Source organism: Providencia sp. 6390, from assembly GCF_058148425.1.
The window spans coordinates 67585-86835 of sequence record NZ_JBYVYL010000004.1; the positions used below are offsets into that span (position 1 = coordinate 67585).

Sequence of the window (19251 nt, forward strand, 5' to 3'; positions counted from 1 at the left end):
TTAATTTAATAAATGAATCACTAGTTTTTTATTTAATTATCCTTTTCGATATTAATATTAAAGATTCTTTAATTAATATGTTTGACCTATTTCATGTTTCTAAGAGGAGTTTGTAGTTGTTTAATGGTTTTAATGTGTTTAATTATCGAATAAGTTGTTTATCGCTTGGTTTTAATGTATTTAATTATTAATATTTGCTTTATTAGTGACGCAATTAGCTGTATTGTCAGTGTGTTCTGTGTTTTTTAATGTAACAAATTTTTTACTTTTCAGTAGGTAATAGGATATCTGATGAAAAAAGAATATTTGCCTTCCCCGTTTCGAAAACACAAATCGATATCCTTTTCTGTTCGAGTCTTTCTTCTTTTATTATTGGTATCCATGGTTTTGACGCTGGGTCTTGGTAAATACTTTACCGATACAGCCGAAAACCGTTTAATGGCGAACATTCGTTCACTAGCAATGAGCCAAGCGAAGCTTATTGCATCAATGGAAAGCATTGTTCAATCAGTTAAAACGCGCGACATTCAAAAGCTAAAAGTCATTGCTGATAAACTTAACCAAGACTCTGATTACGACTACGTGGTGATTGGCGATGAAAATTCGATGCGTTTATACCATCCTAATGAAGAAAAGGTTGGGTTTAAGATGCAATGGAATAAACCCGGTGCATTAGAACGAGGTGAAAGCTATTTTATTGGTGGGGAAGGTTCTATAGGTAATGCCGTCCGTGCCAAAACACCTATTTTTGATGAGCAAGGTAAAGCGATTGGTGTTGTTTCGATTGGCTATTTAACGCAAAAAATTGAAACTTCGCGTAGCGAGTTATTTGTACAAACCGGCGCAACATTTTTTGGTGTTCTAGTTATTTTGCTGTTTTTATCATGGGCGTTTACCCGCTTAATTCAGCGACAAATGTTAGGTTTGGAACCTGAGCAAATTACTCAAATGGTCGTGATGCAAAAAGGAATTTTTGAAGCGGTTTTTGAAGGAATTATCGCGGTAGACTGCACTGGACGTATTATTAATATCAACCATAATGCACGCAAAATGCTGTCATTAAGTGAGCCATCTAATCACTTAATCGGGCGTTCAGTCAGTGAATTAATTACACCAGCGACTTTTTTTGTGCATGATATTGCGGTGACACAACATGATGTGATTTGCGTATTTAATGGTTTAAACGTAATTGCTAACCGTATTGCTTTAATGGATGATAACAATCTCATGGGAGCTGTTATTAGTTTTCGTAGCCAAAATGATATTGAATCCTTAAATTCTCAATTGACACAAGTACGCCAATACGTTGAAAATTTGCGCTCATTACGCCATGAACATCTTAATTGGATGTCAACGCTGAGTGGTCTTTTACAAATGAAAGAATATGACCAAGCATTGGCGATGATCAAGGGCGAATCAGAATCACAACAGCAATTAATTGATGCATTACGTCAGCAATTTTCCGATAAACAAGTGGCTGGATTGCTGTTTGGTAAATATCATCGAGCGAGGGAATTAGGACTACAATTGGAGTTCACACCAGGCTGCCAATTGAATTCACTACCACAACTGCTGACGAGTACTGAATTTTGTGCCATTTTGGGGAATCTGCTCGATAATGCGTTTGAAGCAAGTCTGAAAAATAACAACGGTAATAAACAAGTTGAACTGTATCTTTCAGATGAAGGTGCTGAGTTTGTGATTGAGGTTGCGGATCAGGGATGCGGTTTCCCTTCTAACATGAAAGAAAAATGGCTTGAGAGGGGTATGACAACAAAAACGGAATCTGTTGATGGGCACGGGATTGGCCTATATCTTGTGGCCTCATATGTAAAACGGTGCAATGGTGTGATTATTATTGAAGATAATCAACCACATGGTACTCTATTCTCAATTTTTATTCCGAAAGTGAAGATACAAAATGATTAAGATAAAAATCCTCATTGTGGAAGATGAACTCCTGCTGGCAGAAATGCACGGTGAGTATATTAAATCCTATCCTGCTTGCGATAAGGTTTGGGTGGCGGGCGACCTCACACAAGCGAGAAAAATGGTCGAATATATGAAGCCTGACCTTATCTTACTTGATAACTATTTACCTGATGGTAAAGGTATCGATCTGGTACATGAGCTGATCCAAGAAAGAAATAACGCAGATATCGTTTTTACGACCGCCGCTAGCGATATGGAAACCGTTTCAGAAGCGATCCGCTTAGGCGTGTTTGATTATTTGGTTAAGCCAATTGCTTATGAACGTTTAGGGCAGACATTAGATCGCTATATTCAGCGCAAATCGGTGTTGCAAGCGAATAGCAAAACCAGCCAGAGCCAAATAGATGATATGTTTAATACCTATGCACGAGGCGAAGCAAAAGAAGAGCTACCAACCGGTATTGATACCCTGACACTTGAAAAAGTGTTATCACTGTTTGCACAGCCTAATGCTGAATATACCGCAGAGACGATTGCCGATACGATTAAACTGAGTCGCACCACTGCTCGTCGTTATTTAGAATATTGCTTAGCACAGCACAAAATTGAAGCCGAAATCGAATATGGTAAAGTCGGGAGGCCACAACGTATTTACCGTGCAGCGAAGAAATAGAGCAATGTTGCCTATTGAGGAAATCAGTAGGCAACATAGGCTATTTTTTAAGGTTGTTCTCTAAGATCAACACTTTTTTCTCTGCTCGTTCATTGCCTTGCGCTGCTGCCAGTTTGTACCAATACAAAGCCTTGCGATCATCTTGTGTCACTCCCATGCCATACTGATAACATGCACCACTGGCATACTGTGCATCAGCACTGCCATGTTGTGCTGCACGTATAAACCAATGGCAAGCCTTTATTTGATCGGCGTTGACTCCATCACCGCGTGCATAAATCAACGCAAGGTTAAATTGGGCAGAAATTTCACCTTGCTCTGACGCTAAGGTGAGCCATTTGATGGCGGATTGCACATCTCTAGTGATGCCCTGCCCATGTAAGTACAGCATTCCTAAACTATTTTGTGCAGGAGAAAAACCTAACTGAGCCGAACGTGAAAAATATTGGTAAGCCAGCGCATAATCAACTTTATCATACATACCTGTAGCAGCTTGATAGCCAAGTAAATAAAGTGCTTGAGGCTGATTTTGCTTAGCTAATGAGAGATAGATTTGCTGGGCTTTTTGTGGATCTTCTGTAATAGCAATCCCTTTTTCATACCAATAAGCCAACATTAATTCAGCGGGTTGGAAATGCTGAGTCGCAGCTTTGACTAACCACTCTTCCGCTTGCTGTTTATTTTTCGGTAATAGCTTATCGACCCCAGCCAATGCGTATTCAGCCATGTTGAGTTGGCCTAATGGGTCACCTGCATCAGCGGCTTTTTTCATCCAAAATAGCATTTGTTGGTTATTTTTATCGACACCTTTGCCTTGTTGATACATCAACGCGAGGTTAATTTGTGCTTTTGTGAAGCCTTGCTCAGCGGATAAGCGATACCATTTGGCCGCTTCTCTAAGTTTATTTTCTGATTGGTAAAGCATTGCTAGGTTAAATTGTGCTTCCATTTGCCCTTCTTGTGCTTGTTTAAGCAGAATTTGTTCATCTTGAGGAACTGATGATGGCTCTGCATAGCCGTAGTGGGCAAGGGTACTAAAAATCAGCAATAATGAGCGCAGTGTTTTTTTCACTGAAGTTCCTTTTATCAACCTATCTGAAGATAGGTTAACTTGCTACATTACTCGGTGCAATGCTGAAAAGAGTAAATGGCGTTTGTAAAAAGTGCTATTTAGTCGGATACAGTAAAGTTTTAGTGAAAAAATGAACTTTTTTTGCAAGAAAACAGTCTCAGTAATAAGTATATTCTGCTTGTTGCCTAAGCATTCATATATTTACCCTCAATATTCATTTCTTTACATAAAGTAATGCGATAATGCAGCTATGAAATGGTAATTTCAGTCGAAGTAACGAAGATCCTTGAGTAGAATGCATTATGCCCAGTTAACCACTGGGCTTTTTTTTTACCTAAAATAGCGCGACTCTGTTGATAGTACAATTGGGCTCCAATCACTGATATTTCCTCTTATCGCAGTGATAATAATGTCTATAATTTTTCAGCTAATTAACGTTTTATCCCCATCTCAAGAATATTTATTCATGAACTCCATGTGATTGCTCCTCGTCGTAAACGACGAAGCTTCCCACTTCTCAGGCCGCTACCGTTTGTATCACGGATTTATGCTGGCCTCCATGGGCAGAGACGACGAGTCCCGCCGCCTGTCATGCCTGTATCCGTATATTATCATGATGAATTGAGCGCATTGTAGGGTTCCTGAAGGAGTTTATCTGAAAAAGATACCGTGTCAGTCTGCAGGTCGTCTATTTCATTGTGCAACAAAGTCCCGCAGAAACGCTTTGACGATGGTTCTTTAAAGCCCTCTGGCTTTTCGCCTTATCTCTCCGCCCGCATAGGGCGAAGGTTTACGGCGGATTTTGCTAATCATCATCTCAGTTGTTGATATTTCCTTGGATGAATAATTAGTTAGTTTGATGTTGTTGTATGGAAAGATAAGTTGTCGGGCTAAGACAATAGCTTAAATAGAAAACTGTATTATAAATAAACACAGAGCAGCAATAAATTTTGTAATCGTGTTTTGGTATAAGCACAATATACTTAACAACGAACATACATTTGGTTAATTAATGGGCAACACTTTCTTGTTAAATCGACTGCAAAAGTGACATTAATCACGATATTGAGCTATTGAGTGGGTAATTGATACTAACTAAATCTTTATCTTTGGTGCATAAATAGCGTATATTGCTTAATTGATTTTCGCATGGCTAGCGGTATTTATCCCTATAAATGTTGAATAAATAATCAAATTTGCTTTAACTCATTGAATTTTCTGTTTGTTGTTCATTAGCATCGATTACACACAGATGTTAATTTTGAAGGCTGAATTTATGGAGTACGAAGTCAGGGACGTATACTTTATCAGTCTGAAAAGTTGGATTTTGAAACGTTAATTCTTGAGAACATAACAATGCTGAGGGTATAGACAGTACCCCATTTTGCTTTTATTTATATGTACAGGTTGTCATAGAGGTAACTAGTGTCCACAACTAACAACAAAGAGGAAATAAGTCTTAACGCGTTTAAGCAACCTCGCTCGTTCTATCTAATCTTTTCTATCGAACTCTGGGAACGTTTTGGTTATTACGGCCTTCAGGGGATCCTCCCAATTTACCTTAGCCAAGTTCTTGGCATGTCAGAGACAGAATCCATTACGTTGTTTTCTGCTTTTGCTGCCTTAGTGTATGGCTTTGTCGCAATTGGGGGCTGGTTAGGCGATAAAATCCTAGGTACAAAACGTGTTATCGTTCTCGGTACATTAGTACTGATTGCTGGTTATGCTTTTGTCGCTTATTCAGACCATGATGTTTCTATGGTGTATGTGGGGCTGGCAACGATAGCTGTTGGTAATGGTTTATTTAAAGCTAACCCATCTTCATTATTATCGACTTGTTATGCCAAAGATGACCCACGTTTGGACGGTGCATTTACCATGTACTATATGTCCGTTAACATTGGTTCCTTCTTCTCTATGTTAGCAACACCTTGGCTGGCGAAACATTATGGCTGGGATATTGCTTTCTCACTTAGTGTGGTTGGTCTTGTCATCACGCTAATTAACTTCTTCATGTGTAAAAAGTGGGTGTCACAGCACGGTTCTAAGCCAGACTTTGCTCCCATGGTAATTTCTAAATTATTAGCAACTATTGTTGGTGTTGTGGCCTTGATTTCAATTTCAACATGGTTATTGCACAACATGGGTATCGCTCGTGCAGCGCTAGGTATCATCTCACTGGGTATCATTATTATTTTTATTAAAGAAACCCTTGCGTTAAATGGTACAGCACGCCGTCGAATGATCGTAGCTTTGATTTTGATGCTAGAAGCGATCGTATTCTTTGTTCTGTATAGCCAGATGCCTACATCACTTAACTTCTTTGCATTGCATAATGTTGAACATGAAATATTAGGCTTTAGTGTTGAACCAGCACAATACCAAGCCTTAAACCCACTGTGGATTATGATTGGTAGCCCGATTCTTGCTGCAATTTATAATAAAATGGGTGACCATTTACCAATGCCACATAAGTTTGCTATCGGTATGCTACTTTGTTCCGCGGCTTTCCTTGTGTTGCCTTTAGGTGCGAAGTTTGCCAATGAAGCGGGTATTGTATCGGTTAATTGGCTGATTATTTGTTATGGCTTCCAAAGCATTGGTGAGCTAATGATTTCCGGTTTAGGCTTAGCGATGGTGGCACAACTTGTTCCACAGCGTTTGATGGGCTTTATTATGGGATCATGGTTCCTAACTAACTCCGCAGCTGCATTTATTGCGGGTTATGTCGCTTCTATGGCAGCGGTGCCAAAAGGGGAGCTAACGAGTTCTGTTGATTCATTGGCAGTATACAGCGATGTATTCCTTAAAATCGGTATTGTAACCGGTGTTATTGCTATTTTGATGGTAATAACGGCACCAATGCTCAATCGAATGACATTAGAGCGTGATTAGTATTTAGCGTTAAGCGAAAGAGGGTCACTTTAGAAGTGACCCTCTTGTTATCCAAAGGTATTATTTTTTTACTTGATGAACGATATCAAAGTATTTTGATTTATCATCTTGTGATGGGTAAATACGATAAGTATATTCATCCGGTGTAACGGTGATGTTTTCTACAACACGAGTGAATAGTACTTCACCTTTATCATTTTTTGCTGTCAATGAGCGGCTTTTACCATCTTGACTAAATGACCAGTCACCTTGCATTTTTGGTTTTCCATCAAGGGTTGTCATTTTAAATGAGCCATCTGGATAGTATTCTGCTAATCCAAAGAAATTAGCGACTTGTTCATCAGCAGGATCAACTTTTTTATTGTCTTGATCTAGCGCTTCTGTAGTTACCCAAACTTTATCAATCATGATATTTTCATAAGTATTGAGTTGTTTTGCTGTGCTAGTAGCTGTAGCAGATCCAGTCATAGTTGCTGAATTGGTTTGAGCTGCCACACCAGTCACGCTAGATAAAGCAATGATGGCTGCAATTAGAGGTTTTAATTTCATAAATACTCCATTATTAGATGAGAATATGAATGGTTAAAAAGTATACCTGTTATTAAGTTAGAAGAAGAAGAGTGAAATAGGAAGGTAAAAAGTATTGCTAATGGTGTCAGCAGCCGAGTTAAATTTACAAATCAATCATCATAACGACGATTAAGCAGAGCATATTGATCGTTACTTGATGGTATTCGGTCAATGTGAGTTGACAAAACTGGCACTTTGATTAATTAATGCCAGTTTTGGTAGTGGTATATTAATTAAAATGTCGGTTATTAATTATCTTCAATGAGCGGCTGTATCCATTGATTAATAGGGTATTTGAGCTTCGGCTTTCACCGTTTAATGAGATGCCATCCATTAAAATGGTTGGAGTGATTGCGGTCGCTGCAAACATCACATCATCAGTGCTCACCATTGTATCTAATGTGAGGACCTCACCAATACTAACCCCCATTTGCTGGCAGCGAATAGCTTCTTGATCAGCCATTAGTTTATTTTGTGGCGTCTCTCCCTTTGCTTGGATCCGTGATACCAGTCGTGCTTGCATATCACCACCTAATGCGCGAGCAATAGCCGCACTAATAATTCCTTCTGGTGCTCCACCTATACCATACATCATATCAATAGCATGCTCAGGTAAAATAGCTAAAAGTGATGCTAAAACATCACCATCAGGGATCGCGATAACATTTACACCAAAATTACGCAGGTTCTGCATAATGTGTTGATGGCGCGGTTTATCTAAAACTGCAATAGATAAACTTGAAATCGGTTTATTAAGTGCCGCAGAAAGGTTTTCAAGATTTTTTTCAAGTGGGTTAGCAAGGTGAACGGCACCTTTAGCAGCCGAACCCACCACTAATTTTTCCATATACATATCTGGGGCTTGTAACAGTGTTCCTGTTGGTGCAGCAGCAAGAACAGCAATGGCATTATGTTCATTACAAGCTACCATACGTGTTCCATCGATAGGGTCAACCGCAATATCGAGCTTATGTTTAGCCGATAGGTTACCGACTTGCTCACCAATATATAACATAGGTGCCTCATCGATTTCACCTTCACCGATTACTATTTTACCGTGAAAATCAATTTGATTCAGGCGATTACGCATAGCTTCTACAGCGGCTTTATCAGCAGCGTTTTTATCCTGTTTACCAACCCATTCATGTGCTGCTAGCGCAGCAACTTCTGTGACTGAAGCGATTGCATAAGCTAACTCATCGCTAATTTTCATTATTTATTTCCTGAATGCTAAAAACAGCGTATATGATACTTTTTTTGTGATCTATCTGGCAAATGCCTGGCGAATGAAACAGCGGTGAGGGGATAAAATATGGCAGGTGGAGATCACCTGCCATAGAAAAGATTACAGCATTTCGACTATTGCTATACCACCGATAATTGAAATGAGTGCAGCGAGCGTACTTAATAATACGGTGCCTGCGGATGTTTCAGTATAGGCTTTATTGCTGATTGCTAATGCGGGTACCGCTGTTGCAGTAGGCAGCACACCAATAATAAACGCAGCCTTCAACATATCATCTTGTAGTCCTAGTGCGATCCCTGTGCCAAGGATCAAAGCAGCCTGTACAAAGTTTTTTATAAAAACGTTGAAAATGATTTCAGTGTTAATTGTCAGCTTGATACCAGAAAGCAACAGCCCAAGGAAAAAGAGTGCGACGCCTCCAGCTGTTTTACCTAGCTCATTGACGGAGTTTTGTAAAATTTCAGGTAGTTTGACGCCAAAAATGGCTAATAAAGCGCCGAGTATAGGTAAGAAAACTAATGGTTGAGCGATAGCTTTACCAATCGATTTCAAAACGCTGTTATTTTGCTGTCTACCGCTGATCATCAACAGGGTAAAGGGAATGATAATAATGGTATAGATTAAGTTTCCAAGAACCATCGCGATTAAGCCAGAAGAGCCAACAGTGGCTAATAGTACCGGTGGCCCACAATAAGCCATATCTGGGAAAGAAACCGACAGCGCTTGCATTGCAGCATCTTTTTTATCATGACGGAAAAAAACTTTACCACCAACAAAGCCAATGATATAAGAAACGATTAAACCAACAGCAAGTGCCAGTAAATAATCAATATTTAACAGAACAGAAGGCGGTGCTTGCGCAGCGGCTAAAAATAAAGCGAAAGGTAAGGCAATTTTTACGACAAAGTCGGCAAAGGCTTGCGAATACTCACGTTTGATAAAGCCATATTTCCCAGATAGCCACCCGACAGCTAAACCAAGAATAATAGGTCCTAGGGCGGCCATGATGATATGTAGTAACATAACACTCCTCATCTTTTGATTGTATTGTGATAATTTAATTCGCAGTGAGAAGCCAAAAACGCGCTCATGTAATTGTACTGCTCACAGGGCTTGCTATGTTTTCAACTGCACTGCAATTTATTCTTTTATCGATATGTTTTGGTGCTATTAATTAATCATTGAATATATAAAAAATGTGATTATATAAATATCATAAATAAATCGGAAAATACGTAAAAAAGAAAATTTTTTATTAAATAAAAATAAAATCATCGTAATTGACGAATTATAATAATAAATAAACTTAAAAAATGGCGGGGCATAAATAATGCCTTTGTTATCAATAAAATAATTTATTGCGATTTTACGTAAAAATAGTGTCTTTACAGAAGTAAATCTGCCTGAACGCTCTTTTTTTGACTGTTTTTTCAGGGTATAATTAACAGTCGGCTTTAATTTTGTAATAATTTATTACAGCCCATTGGCAATGGGTAGAATGCTATCTACACTAGTTGAAGTTTCGATTACTCTTTTTTTGTTAATTTTCTATACTCTAAATAATTCGAGGCGCAGCTAGGCGACCAGTGAGCGAATCGCTAGGCGCATAGAAAACACTGTGACTGGCGTAAGTGAACGTAGTCACCATACCTAAATGAAAGGCGCTGCAACTTTAAGTATGACGAGTAGGTACTCTAATTCATTCGAGGTGCAGTTAAGCGGCTAGTTAGTGTCGCCATCTTTTCTTAACATGCATTGTACTGCTGGTTGAAGCATAACGAGTATATATTGTGAGTTTGATTATGAGGGAAACCTATTTGTGGATATCCTGATACTAGTAGGGTTCATAGTTGTCATTTTGGTGGTTATTTCACCAATCCTTTCCATCATCGCGCTAAATCGCGCAAATCGCATGGAACAACAACTTTCACAACAAAATCAACGTATAGCATTTTTAGAAAAAGAGCTAAAATTTCACGCAAATCATTCACAGAATATACTCACCGAACCAATTTCTGCCAGCGGACCATCACCAGTAGAACAAGCTGTACATTCAACACTATCAGTAGAAGTATCGAGTGAATTACAAAATAATGTCGGCACATTAACAGAAATTAATACAAGTATGTCGACGGAAGGGGCGCCACAACAAGTACAAACGGTGGGCTCGATATCAACATCGTCAGTAGACGTAAATAGATTTGGTAGTAAAAACACTTCAACATATAACATTGACGTTAATCGTTTTGACCGCGCATCAGATAAAGAAAATAAAACGCTCCGCGAGCAAAATGATGGGGCTTGGCCTATTTTTAGTCATTTCTTCAGTTGGGTTTGGCAAGGAAATCCTTTAGCTAAAATTGGCATTTTATTGTTATTTTTTGGTATCGGTTATTTGCTTAAGTTTAGTGTGCAAAATAACGTTCTTTCCCCACAAGTACGTTTATTGATGAGTGCGGTAGGTTGTTTGTTTTTACTCGGGATCGGTTGGTATTTAAGACATAAGAAATCATTATTCGCACTGATTTTGCAAGGTGGTGCGATAGGCTGCTTTTATATTACGATATTTGCCGCTTTTAAGCTGTATACCATGCTGCCTTATAGCATGGCATTCGTTGCGATGATTTTGATATGCGCAGCAAGTATTGTACTCGCACTATTGCAACGGGCGATTAGCTTAGCCATTCTCGCTTCATTAGGTGGATATTTAGCCCCTGTTTTATTATCGACGGGTGGCGGTAATCACATTCTGCTATTCTCATATTATTTGATGCTATCCATTGCGATATTGGTTATCAGTGTTTGGCAGGCATGGCGCCCATTAAATTTAGTTGGCATGTTTATGACCTATGCAGTCGCCATATTATGGGGATGGAGCCACTATCACATAGAATATTATGCATCTAGCCAAATTTTCCTGATTGCTAACCTAGTCGTCTTTAATGTTCTCACTCAATTATTTGCATTACGTTACCCACACGAAAAACAAATGGTTGTTGATTATACTTTGTTATTCCTCCCTCCATTCATCACGATGGCATTACAGTATAAGATTTCTTGGCAAATAGGCCTTGTTCCTAGTTTTGTGGCACTTTTATTAGGTGCTCTGTATTTGTTTGCTAGCGTTCAAATTCACAAACGATATAGTAGCTCAGGGAAAAGCCTAGCTCTCGGTAATATTGTGATTGGCGTAGGTTTTATCACTTTAGCAATACCGTTGGCTCTTACTTTTGAATGGACCGCGATTATTTGGTCTGTTGAAGGGTTACTCTTATTATGGTACGGCTTTTCTGTACGTAGCAACAAACTAGTGATTGTAGCAACACTGCTGATTATTATCAGCGCAGTTACATTACTGAGCGGTTTTTCTTTATATTCATGGAGCCGAGCAAGTACTTATATGGTGCCTGTTTTGTTGGTGGCTTGTTTTTGTGCGGGAGCGTTATTCCATATCCGCCGTGAATTATCCGCTAATTTTAAATTATTGAGTTACGGTTTTTTGCTACTTGGATTAGTGGTTTGGTATTTTTGGCTACCTGTCATTACCGATATTTTATCGTGGAGCTGGGAATCGGAAAGCTTCATTATTATGGCATTGGTGATTATTTCTGCTTGGTTATGGCGTTTATTAGCCATTAAAACAGACTGGGTTGAGTTATTATTATGCCAATCGTTTGTTTGGTTAATTGGTTACTATTATCTTGCATTCGATTTTATCAATGATGAGAATCCAATGGGGAGAGGTGAGAGCTCACTGATTTGGCCTGTGATGTTGGGGAGCTCGGTCTTGTTCGCCATGCATGCCCATAAGGCGCGTAATGTGTGGTTACGGCGTATATTGCATGGGGCAACGTTTTGGTTGATCTTGGCCTTTATTGCGACACAAGTGAATTGGTTTGTGGCGATTTTGCCTTGGGGTATGAATGAGCTTGGCTATTTTATTTATGTCATGGCAATAACTTTAACAACCTTGGTGTTGTATTGGTTGCAAAGTCAAAAATTGCCACCTATGAAGCGTAACGGAATGATTTATTGGTATGCATTTTTACCTGTCACTGTAGTTTTGATTTGGCTGTCTTTTATTGCCAACTTAGAAGATGGGAAATTGACATTCTGGAATTACATCCCGCTGATTAATCCGTTAGATGAAGCAGGGTTATTTAGTATTGCCTCGCTGTTATTGATGCGCCGTGGCCTGATACAAAAATTAAAACGAATTAGTGAGTTTGACCTATTTGTTATTCGTGGGTTAGGTTTATCTGCGGTTATTCTTAGCGGGTTATGGTTTAACGGCATTATACTCCGTGCGGTGGCTGATTTTTCCGAAATCAGCTGGAATTTCGATACGCTATTTGATTCTCGATTAATACAAACAGTCCTTTCAATTAGTTGGTCATTAGTTGCACTTGGCTTTATGGTTTTTGCTGCTTTGAAGCACAATAGAGCCAGTTGGCTGATCGGTGCTGGTATTTTTGCCTGTGTTATCGCTAAATTATTCCTTATTGATATCTATGGGCAAGATGGTTTATCAAGAGCAATTAGTTTTATTGCCGTTGCTGTGCTTATTTTGGTTGTTGGTTATTTTTCCCCGCTTCCACCAAAAGTAACGCAAGAAAAAGGAGCCGATGGAGTAGATGATAATGCTAACTAAATACAAAAGGATGTGGTTAGGGGGTTGTACCCTTGTTTTCTCACTGTTATTTTCTGGCACTATTTATGGTTATGGGCAAAATAGCCAAGTCTTGACCCCTTATGACTTTTATCAAGGCTCCGAGTTAAATGGAACAACTGAAGATACGCCTTTTGCGTGGGTGGAGTTGCCTTCTGAAGCTTATGTTAATTCAGCGCACTCGAAAACATTGCAAGATATCAGGGTGTTTAATGGAACAGGTCAAGAAGTTCCTTCTGCACTGTTTTTTGACTCTGAAGAGAGCAGTGAGACATCACAAATTCAGTTTTCCTTGCAGCCTTTAATTATTAAGGCAGATCAAGTCAGTTCAAAAGAAGAAGCGTTGAATGAGAGACAGTATTTATTGGTTGAAACAATACCCAGTAAAGTTAGTCGTATTGAAATACCGTCTGTAGAGAATAAACAAGACATTAAGTATCAAGCTTTCTTATTAACACGTAAAGATGGACAGCAAAGTCATTTGCCAATTCAAACTTTGTCTTTAGATTGGACTAGTAACCAACAAGATTGGCAAGCCAAGTCTTTTATCTATGCAAGTCAAGACAAACAGCATTGGGAGAGTATTTCTACGAACCAACCAATCATGAGTTTAAATTCTAACGCAGGGGAAATCCGCAGTAATACGATAGAGTTATTGTCGGGGAACAATTCAGCGTTAACGGCGCCTTATTTAATGATGATTACGGTAGCAGCTAAAGAGGTTAGCGTGCCTGATTTAAAATCGGTGCAAGCAACATCTAAAGTATTTCATTCAACAAGGCGACAAGAAACTTGTCACTTTATTACCAACAATGAAGGTATGTCGTTAAATCAACTTATCTATCGTTTACCTTCAGCGCAACCATTGAGCGCAATAACGATACAGTTGCAACAAACTAATCGTGTATTGCCATTGCAAATTGAGTACACCTCTAATTCAGGGGAAAACTGGTTACCGTTAACCAATATTGTTGCCTATAACCAAATTAATAATGGTGAACAAGTTAATAATCCAGATGTACCAGTAAATGGTTTGATGGTTAAAAAAATAAGGATCACGGCATTGAAAGGGAGTTGGGATGATAAACCGCCTTATGTTGAAGGAATGCGTGATGCGATTAATTTAGTGTTCAATATGCAAGGTGCATCTCCCTATTTGTTAGTTTGGGGGAGCCAGATCGCAGGCTTGGATAATATGAATTATCAGGACTTATTAGGGCAGCCATTAACTGTTGAGCAACTGATGCATCGTTATCCCGAATTATCAGTATCAAATGACATTATTGAGTTGGGGGGCGAAGGTCAACTCACATCAAATAATTCAGCGGAAAGCTATTTTGATTGGATGACTGGGGCATTGTGGGCTTTGCTTGGGTTCGGGATCATTGTGTTAGTTTATTTTTGCTGGTATCTAGTAAAAGAAATTAACAGTAAAAATCCTAAGCCATAATGAAATAAATAATTGAAAAGGAGGTTATGATACCTCCTTTTTAGTGACGCTCTTAATAATTTATCAAATAAAACCAGATGATTATCTTTCATTAAAAAATTTACAAATCCCTCCAAATGATTACTCCTAAGTGCTATTTTTTGACAAAGTATTGAGTTAAAACAAAGCTCTAGCTTAAGGAGAACTCAATGAAGACACGAATATTTTCAAAATTATTTATTGCGATAGCGTTATTAACCAGTGCATCTGTATTTGCTCAAACAACAGAGACAGTAGCTCCTCATGAAAATGTAAGAATTGAACATTCACTCAAGCAAATGAAAATGGGGGATGTAGGAGATATCGAGTCTATGCGTGAGCAGGTGGAAGTCAACAGTATTGAGCTATCTGAAAAAACGACTGATCGCCGTTTTAATGGGCGCCAATTCAGAATTGATAATAAAAAGTCCTAATTATGACTTTTATTGTGCTACGCTTCTTTCATAGTCATTCGCTTAGTATCACTGCAAAAGGAAACTATTATGTCCCAAGGTCAATGTTTGTGTGGCGCAGTAAAAATAACAACTCAGCAACCCGTTGATAAAATTAGTGTGTGTCATTGTGGAATGTGCCAACGTTGGAATGGTGGCCCAGGTTTTACTATTGATTGCCATGATGATGTCAGTATCGATGGCGAGGCGTTTATTAGCCGTTTTGCATCATCGGAATGGGCTGAACGTGCTTTTTGTAAGCAATGTGGTACTCACCTATTTTATCACCTCCATACCCCGTCATCTTATTATGTTTCCTCAACTTTGTTTGAGGAAACTAAAAATGCAAGTTTGGCGATGCAGATCTTCGTTGATAGTAAACCGGTTTACTATAATTTTGTTGAAAAAACACCGATGCTGACTGAGCAGGATATTATTAACTTGATGAGCCAGCAATCCTAATAGAGAGGCTCTTTGCTATTTCTCAGTAGTGCTAATGTCTAGAATATGCATTATAATAACTTAAAAGACCAGTAACTTATTATATAGGGTTATTTAATTCTGTTAATTTAACAGGTAAAGTAAATAAAACGTTACCATAAATTGTATAAATAACCATTAATGTTTAGGGATGTTTGCAGATGAACAGTATGAGAAATATGCGACATGCAAGTAATATCGCATGGGTTTTACAATGGGTATTAAACATTGGCTTGATTGCGCTGGCGGTTGTACTTGTATTCTTTTTAGCCAAAGAAACCTATACTATGGCATTGCTGATGTTTAGTGGTCAAAAAGAAGCCACAGCCTATGAGTTATTAGAGGGAATAGTTATCTATTTTCTTTACTTTGAGTTTATTGCATTGATTACTAAATATTTTTTATCTGGTTACCATTTCCCGTTGAGATATTTTATTTATATCGGAATTACTGCGGTAATACGCTTAATTATTGTCGACCATAGTGATCCAATGACAACTTTACTCCATTCAGGAGCTATCTTAGTGTTAGTAATTGCATTATTTATCGCCAATACAGAAAGACTTAAACGAGAGTAGAATAATTCAATTATTTTTTAAAATAGAAAAGGGAATGGAATTCATTCCTTTTTCTTATGCATTTTAAAGCTAGCATATAATATTAAGTAATAAGTCGTAGTAGGCTATTCCTTGTCTCTATGTCACTTCGTTTTCCTCAACACAAATATCTCTCATTTCAATGTTAAATTATACTAATACAATAAAATACCACTGGTTTATCCTGTTAAATATTTGAAAGAAAGTATTTTACTTTTCAGAGAGGGTTATCTACTGTGTGAAAGTTTATTACTCTAATAACCTAAGTAACTTGCAAATATGACAACAAATACACTCCCTAAAAAGAAAGGGTTTTTAAACCGTGTTGAACGTATCGGGAACGTTATGCCTGATGTTACAATGCTGTTTATTTATGCCCTAATAATCTGCTGGTTTTTATCTTATCTACTTTCATTCGTAGATTTTAATTATTACCATCCAGTGTCGAAAGAAAAAATCTCTGTCGTAAATATGTTTAACTATGAGGAAATAATATTATTTATCACATCGGCAGTGAAAAATTTTATTAATTTCCCTCCATTAGGGATAACCATTGTAGCAACATTAGGAATTGGTATTGCTGAAAGTAGTGGTTTTATTAACACTGCGTTGAAAAAAATGCTCTCCTTTATTACGCCTAAAATGTTGACGCCAACAGTCGTGTTTGTTGGTATCGTTTCACATATCGCATCAGATTCCGCCTATGTAATTTTGATGCCTGTTGCAGCCATGATGTTTTACGCAAGTGGTCGTCATCCATTAGCCGGTATAGCGGCAGCTTTTGCTGGATTAGCTGGTGGTTTTACCGCCAGTTATACTCCATCAATTATTGATCCAATCATGCAAAGCTTTACTCAAGATGCCGCGCAAATGATGGCTCCCGGCTATAGCGTTAACGTTCTGTGTAACTATTTCTTCAGCCTTGGTGGTACGTTTGGTGTTATTTTTACTTGCTGGTTTATTACTGAAAAAATTGTAGAACCTTGGCTAAACAAAAACTGCCCAATTACCACAAATGAAGTTGATGTCGATGCAGAGCAAGATCTTGGCAAAATTACCCCTATTGAGCACAAAGCATTTCGTGTCGCGGGTGGTGTTGTTATTTTGTTGGCGGTAGGTTTATTTGCACTGTTATGGCCTGAAAATTCACCATTGCGTGGTCCTGATGGCAGCTTAACTAGTCCGAAAGCACCTATTATGCAAATCGTGGTCCCGCTGCTATTTATTTTCTTTGCTGTGCCTGGGGTTATTTATGGTTATATGACTAAGTCCTTCACCTCAACCAAAGATGTGGTTAAGGCAATGGAAAATATTACTAAGTCATTAATTCCATTCATTGTTTTTGCCTTTTTTGCGGCTCAGTTTTTATATTCATTTCAACATTCTAATTTGGGTACACTATTAGCACTGTCCGGTGCTGAATTATTGCGTACACTGGATATGCCCTCAGAAATGACTGTACTTGGTGTCATTATTTTGACGGCATTGATTAATATCATGATCACATCAGCAACTTCTAAATGGGCAATTATGGCACCCGTATTGGTGCCAATGCTAATGGCGGTGGGAATTTCTCCTGAACTGACGCAAGCGGCATTCCGCGTGAGTGATTCTGCTATGAACGTCAGTACACCAATGTTCCCATTCTATCCGCTGATCTTGATGTATTGCCAGAAGTACTACAAAAATGCAGGTATTGGTACGCTTTGCTCTATGATGATCCCGTTCACTATAGGTCTATTGATCACATTGACCGCAACACTTTATCTGTTCTGGGCATTTGATATCCCAATCGGTTTTGACAGTGGTTATACATGGCAGCCAGCATCATAATTTGCTGGACTGAGTAAAAGGAATAAAAAATGAATCAATTAGGTAAACAGCTCGAACAACGTTTTTTCCGCTATCTTGCTATTGAAAGTCAAAGCGATGCTTCAGCAACGTTTGTGCCGAGTACAGAAGGGCAACGTGAACTAGCCAAACTACTCGCTAAAGAGCTAGAAAGTTATGGCCTTAAAGATATTTATATTGATGATCATGCGATCCTTTATGCGGTTCGCCCTGGCAATAAACCTTCAGCGCCTAAAATTGGTTTTGTTACCCATTTGGATACGGTTGATGTTGGTTTATCCCCTGTTATCAAACCTCAGACATTGAAATATGAAGGAAAAGATTTGTGCTTAAATGTGCAAGAGGAGATTTGGTTTAAAACTGAAGAACACCCTGAAGCAGCGCCTTATGTCGGTGAAGAGATCATTTTTAGCGATGGAACAAGTGTGCTTGGCGCTGATAATAAGGCAGCAGTCACGGTTGTGATGGAGCTGATGGATAAGTTGCAGCATGCTGATTTTGACTGTGGTGATATCTATGTAGCCTTTGTTCCTGATGAGGAAATTGGTCTACGTGGTTCTAAAATCATGGACTTATCCCGTTTTAAGGTTGATTTTGCTTATACGATCGATTGCTGCGCATTGGGTGAAGTCGTTTATGAAACCTTCAATGCAGCTTCTATTGAAGTTTCTATAAAAGGGATTACGGCACATCCAATGTCGGCGAAAAACGTGCTAGTTAACCCGATCCGTATTGCACATGATTTTATTGGCTGCTTTGACCGCTTTGATACCCCAGAGCATACAGAGCACCGTGAAGGTTACTTTTATGTGACCGATCTGACTGCAAATCCTGATAATGCCAAAATTAAAATGGCGATCCGTGATTTTGATCGTAATAGCTATGAAGCACGTAAGCGTTATATTGGTGAAGTAGTCGAACTGATAAAAGCACGTCATCCAAAGGCGAAAATTGAATTCAATATCTCTGATGTATATAGTAACATTAGTGATTCATTGGGTGATGACCGCACGGCAATTGATTTAATTTTTGAAGCATTGAAAATTCAAAATGTTGAACCGAATGTGATCCCAATGCGTGGAGGTACAGATGGCTCTGCGTTGTCAGCAAGAGGTGTTTTAACACCTAACTACTTTACAGGTGCATTGAATTTTCATTCTAAGTTTGAATTTTTGCCACTGAGTTCTTTTGAGAAAAGCTATTTAGTTTCTGAAACGATTTGTCGTTTAGTAGGACAAAAATAGTTTTATTATTTTTAATTTTGAATTTATCAAATGGCTATGTTTATACATGGCCATTTAATTTATCGCTCAAATGATACATAGTAACTAATTTTATTTGTTTATC

General features: G+C 38.4%; 14 protein-coding genes and 1 pseudogene. 10 read left to right on the forward strand and 5 right to left on the reverse strand.

Going from position 1 to position 19251, the window contains the following annotated elements; all coding sequences use genetic code 11:
• Positions 1 to 291: 291 nt before the first annotated feature.
• Positions 292 to 1929 carry a sensor histidine kinase DpiB gene (dpiB, locus tag AC3Z9T_RS09745; RefSeq protein ID WP_490125981.1) on the forward strand — a complete coding sequence of 546 codons (1638 nt, stop codon included), beginning with the start codon at positions 292 to 294 and terminating at the stop codon, positions 1927 to 1929.
• A complete protein-coding gene (gene dpiA / locus AC3Z9T_RS09750; RefSeq protein WP_490125982.1) occupies positions 1922 to 2605 on the forward strand; it encodes a two-component response regulator DpiA in 684 nt (227 codons plus the stop codon). Before dpiB ends, dpiA begins: the two co-directional genes overlap by 8 nt.
• Before the next feature lie 40 nt (positions 2606 to 2645).
• On the opposite strand, the gene AC3Z9T_RS09755 is transcribed toward dpiA, so the two are convergent.
• Together AC3Z9T_RS09755 and AC3Z9T_RS09760 are read right to left on the reverse strand one after the other, a co-directional pair.
• Complete coding sequence (locus AC3Z9T_RS09755; protein ID WP_490125983.1) at positions 2646 to 3677, reverse strand: tetratricopeptide repeat protein; 1032 nt, start codon at positions 3675 to 3677, stop codon at positions 2646 to 2648.
• A gap of 517 nt (positions 3678 to 4194) precedes the next feature.
• Positions 4195 to 4266 (reverse strand): annotated as a pseudogene (locus AC3Z9T_RS09760) (RNA-guided endonuclease InsQ/TnpB family protein); the annotation flags it as partial.
• An 836-nt stretch (positions 4267 to 5102) separates the two neighbouring features.
• Here AC3Z9T_RS09760 and dtpA point away from each other — a divergent pair.
• The gene (gene dtpA, locus AC3Z9T_RS09765; RefSeq protein ID WP_490125984.1) at positions 5103 to 6572 is read left to right on the forward strand and encodes a dipeptide/tripeptide permease DtpA; all 1470 of its coding nucleotides are present in this window, start codon (positions 5103 to 5105) and stop codon (positions 6570 to 6572) included.
• Between the two features lie 60 nt (positions 6573 to 6632).
• Here the strand turns inward: dtpA and AC3Z9T_RS09770 are convergent, their stop codons facing one another.
• From AC3Z9T_RS09770 to AC3Z9T_RS09780, 3 genes are all read right to left on the reverse strand, one after another.
• A complete protein-coding gene (locus tag AC3Z9T_RS09770) occupies positions 6633 to 7121 on the reverse strand; it encodes a DUF4822 domain-containing protein (RefSeq protein WP_490125985.1) in 489 nt (162 codons plus the stop codon).
• Between the two features lie 250 nt (positions 7122 to 7371).
• Positions 7372 to 8349 (reverse strand): class II fructose-bisphosphatase, encoded by a 978-nt coding sequence (gene glpX / locus AC3Z9T_RS09775; RefSeq protein ID WP_490126267.1) that lies wholly within the window; start codon positions 8347 to 8349, stop codon positions 7372 to 7374.
• 138 nt (positions 8350 to 8487) lie between these two features.
• Complete coding sequence (locus AC3Z9T_RS09780; protein WP_490125986.1) at positions 8488 to 9411, reverse strand: AEC family transporter; 924 nt, start codon at positions 9409 to 9411, stop codon at positions 8488 to 8490.
• A 796-nt stretch (positions 9412 to 10207) separates the two neighbouring features.
• Here AC3Z9T_RS09780 and AC3Z9T_RS09785 point away from each other — a divergent pair.
• The 7 genes from AC3Z9T_RS09785 (at position 10208) to pepT (ending at position 19148) form a co-directional block, all read left to right on the forward strand.
• Positions 10208 to 13039, forward strand: coding sequence for a DUF2339 domain-containing protein (locus tag AC3Z9T_RS09785; RefSeq protein ID WP_490125987.1), 2832 nt, complete (start codon positions 10208 to 10210; stop codon positions 13037 to 13039).
• Positions 13029 to 14507, forward strand: coding sequence for a DUF3999 family protein (locus tag AC3Z9T_RS09790; protein WP_490125988.1), 1479 nt, complete (start codon positions 13029 to 13031; stop codon positions 14505 to 14507). Before AC3Z9T_RS09785 ends, AC3Z9T_RS09790 begins: the two co-directional genes overlap by 11 nt.
• 188 nt (positions 14508 to 14695) lie before the next feature.
• Positions 14696 to 14959: a hypothetical protein gene (locus tag AC3Z9T_RS09795; RefSeq protein ID WP_490125989.1), complete on the forward strand. Its 264-nt coding sequence runs from the start codon at positions 14696 to 14698 to the stop codon at positions 14957 to 14959.
• A 69-nt stretch (positions 14960 to 15028) separates the two neighbouring features.
• Positions 15029 to 15439, forward strand: a complete 411-nt coding sequence (locus tag AC3Z9T_RS09800) for a GFA family protein (protein ID WP_490125990.1) — start codon at positions 15029 to 15031, stop codon at positions 15437 to 15439.
• Between the two features lie 179 nt (positions 15440 to 15618).
• Positions 15619 to 16035: a phosphate-starvation-inducible protein PsiE gene (gene psiE / locus AC3Z9T_RS09805; RefSeq protein WP_490125991.1), complete on the forward strand. Its 417-nt coding sequence runs from the start codon at positions 15619 to 15621 to the stop codon at positions 16033 to 16035.
• A 297-nt stretch (positions 16036 to 16332) separates the two neighbouring features.
• Positions 16333 to 17886 carry an AbgT family transporter gene (locus AC3Z9T_RS09810; RefSeq protein WP_490125992.1) on the forward strand — a complete coding sequence of 518 codons (1554 nt, stop codon included), beginning with the start codon at positions 16333 to 16335 and terminating at the stop codon, positions 17884 to 17886.
• Between the two features lie 29 nt (positions 17887 to 17915).
• Positions 17916 to 19148, forward strand: a complete 1233-nt coding sequence (pepT, locus tag AC3Z9T_RS09815; protein ID WP_490125993.1) for a peptidase T — start codon at positions 17916 to 17918, stop codon at positions 19146 to 19148.
• Positions 19149 to 19251 lie beyond the last annotated feature (103 nt).

Coding starts and splice junctions, on each gene's coding strand:
- AC3Z9T_RS09780 (WP_490125986.1), bottom strand. CDS start 9,411: ATGTTACTACATATCATCATGGCCGCCCTAGGACCTATTATTCTTGGT.
- psiE (WP_490125991.1), top strand. CDS start 15,619: ATGAACAGTATGAGAAATATGCGACATGCAAGTAATATCGCATGGGTT.
- AC3Z9T_RS09800 (WP_490125990.1), top strand. CDS start 15,029: ATGTCCCAAGGTCAATGTTTGTGTGGCGCAGTAAAAATAACAACTCAG.
- AC3Z9T_RS09795 (WP_490125989.1), top strand. CDS start 14,696: ATGAAGACACGAATATTTTCAAAATTATTTATTGCGATAGCGTTATTA.
- dpiB (WP_490125981.1), top strand. CDS start 292: ATGAAAAAAGAATATTTGCCTTCCCCGTTTCGAAAACACAAATCGATA.
- AC3Z9T_RS09790 (WP_490125988.1), top strand. CDS start 13,029: ATGCTAACTAAATACAAAAGGATGTGGTTAGGGGGTTGTACCCTTGTT.
- AC3Z9T_RS09770 (WP_490125985.1), bottom strand. CDS start 7,121: ATGAAATTAAAACCTCTAATTGCAGCCATCATTGCTTTATCTAGCGTG.
- dpiA (WP_490125982.1), top strand. CDS start 1,922: ATGATTAAGATAAAAATCCTCATTGTGGAAGATGAACTCCTGCTGGCA.
- AC3Z9T_RS09810 (WP_490125992.1), top strand. CDS start 16,333: ATGACAACAAATACACTCCCTAAAAAGAAAGGGTTTTTAAACCGTGTT.
- pepT (WP_490125993.1), top strand. CDS start 17,916: ATGAATCAATTAGGTAAACAGCTCGAACAACGTTTTTTCCGCTATCTT.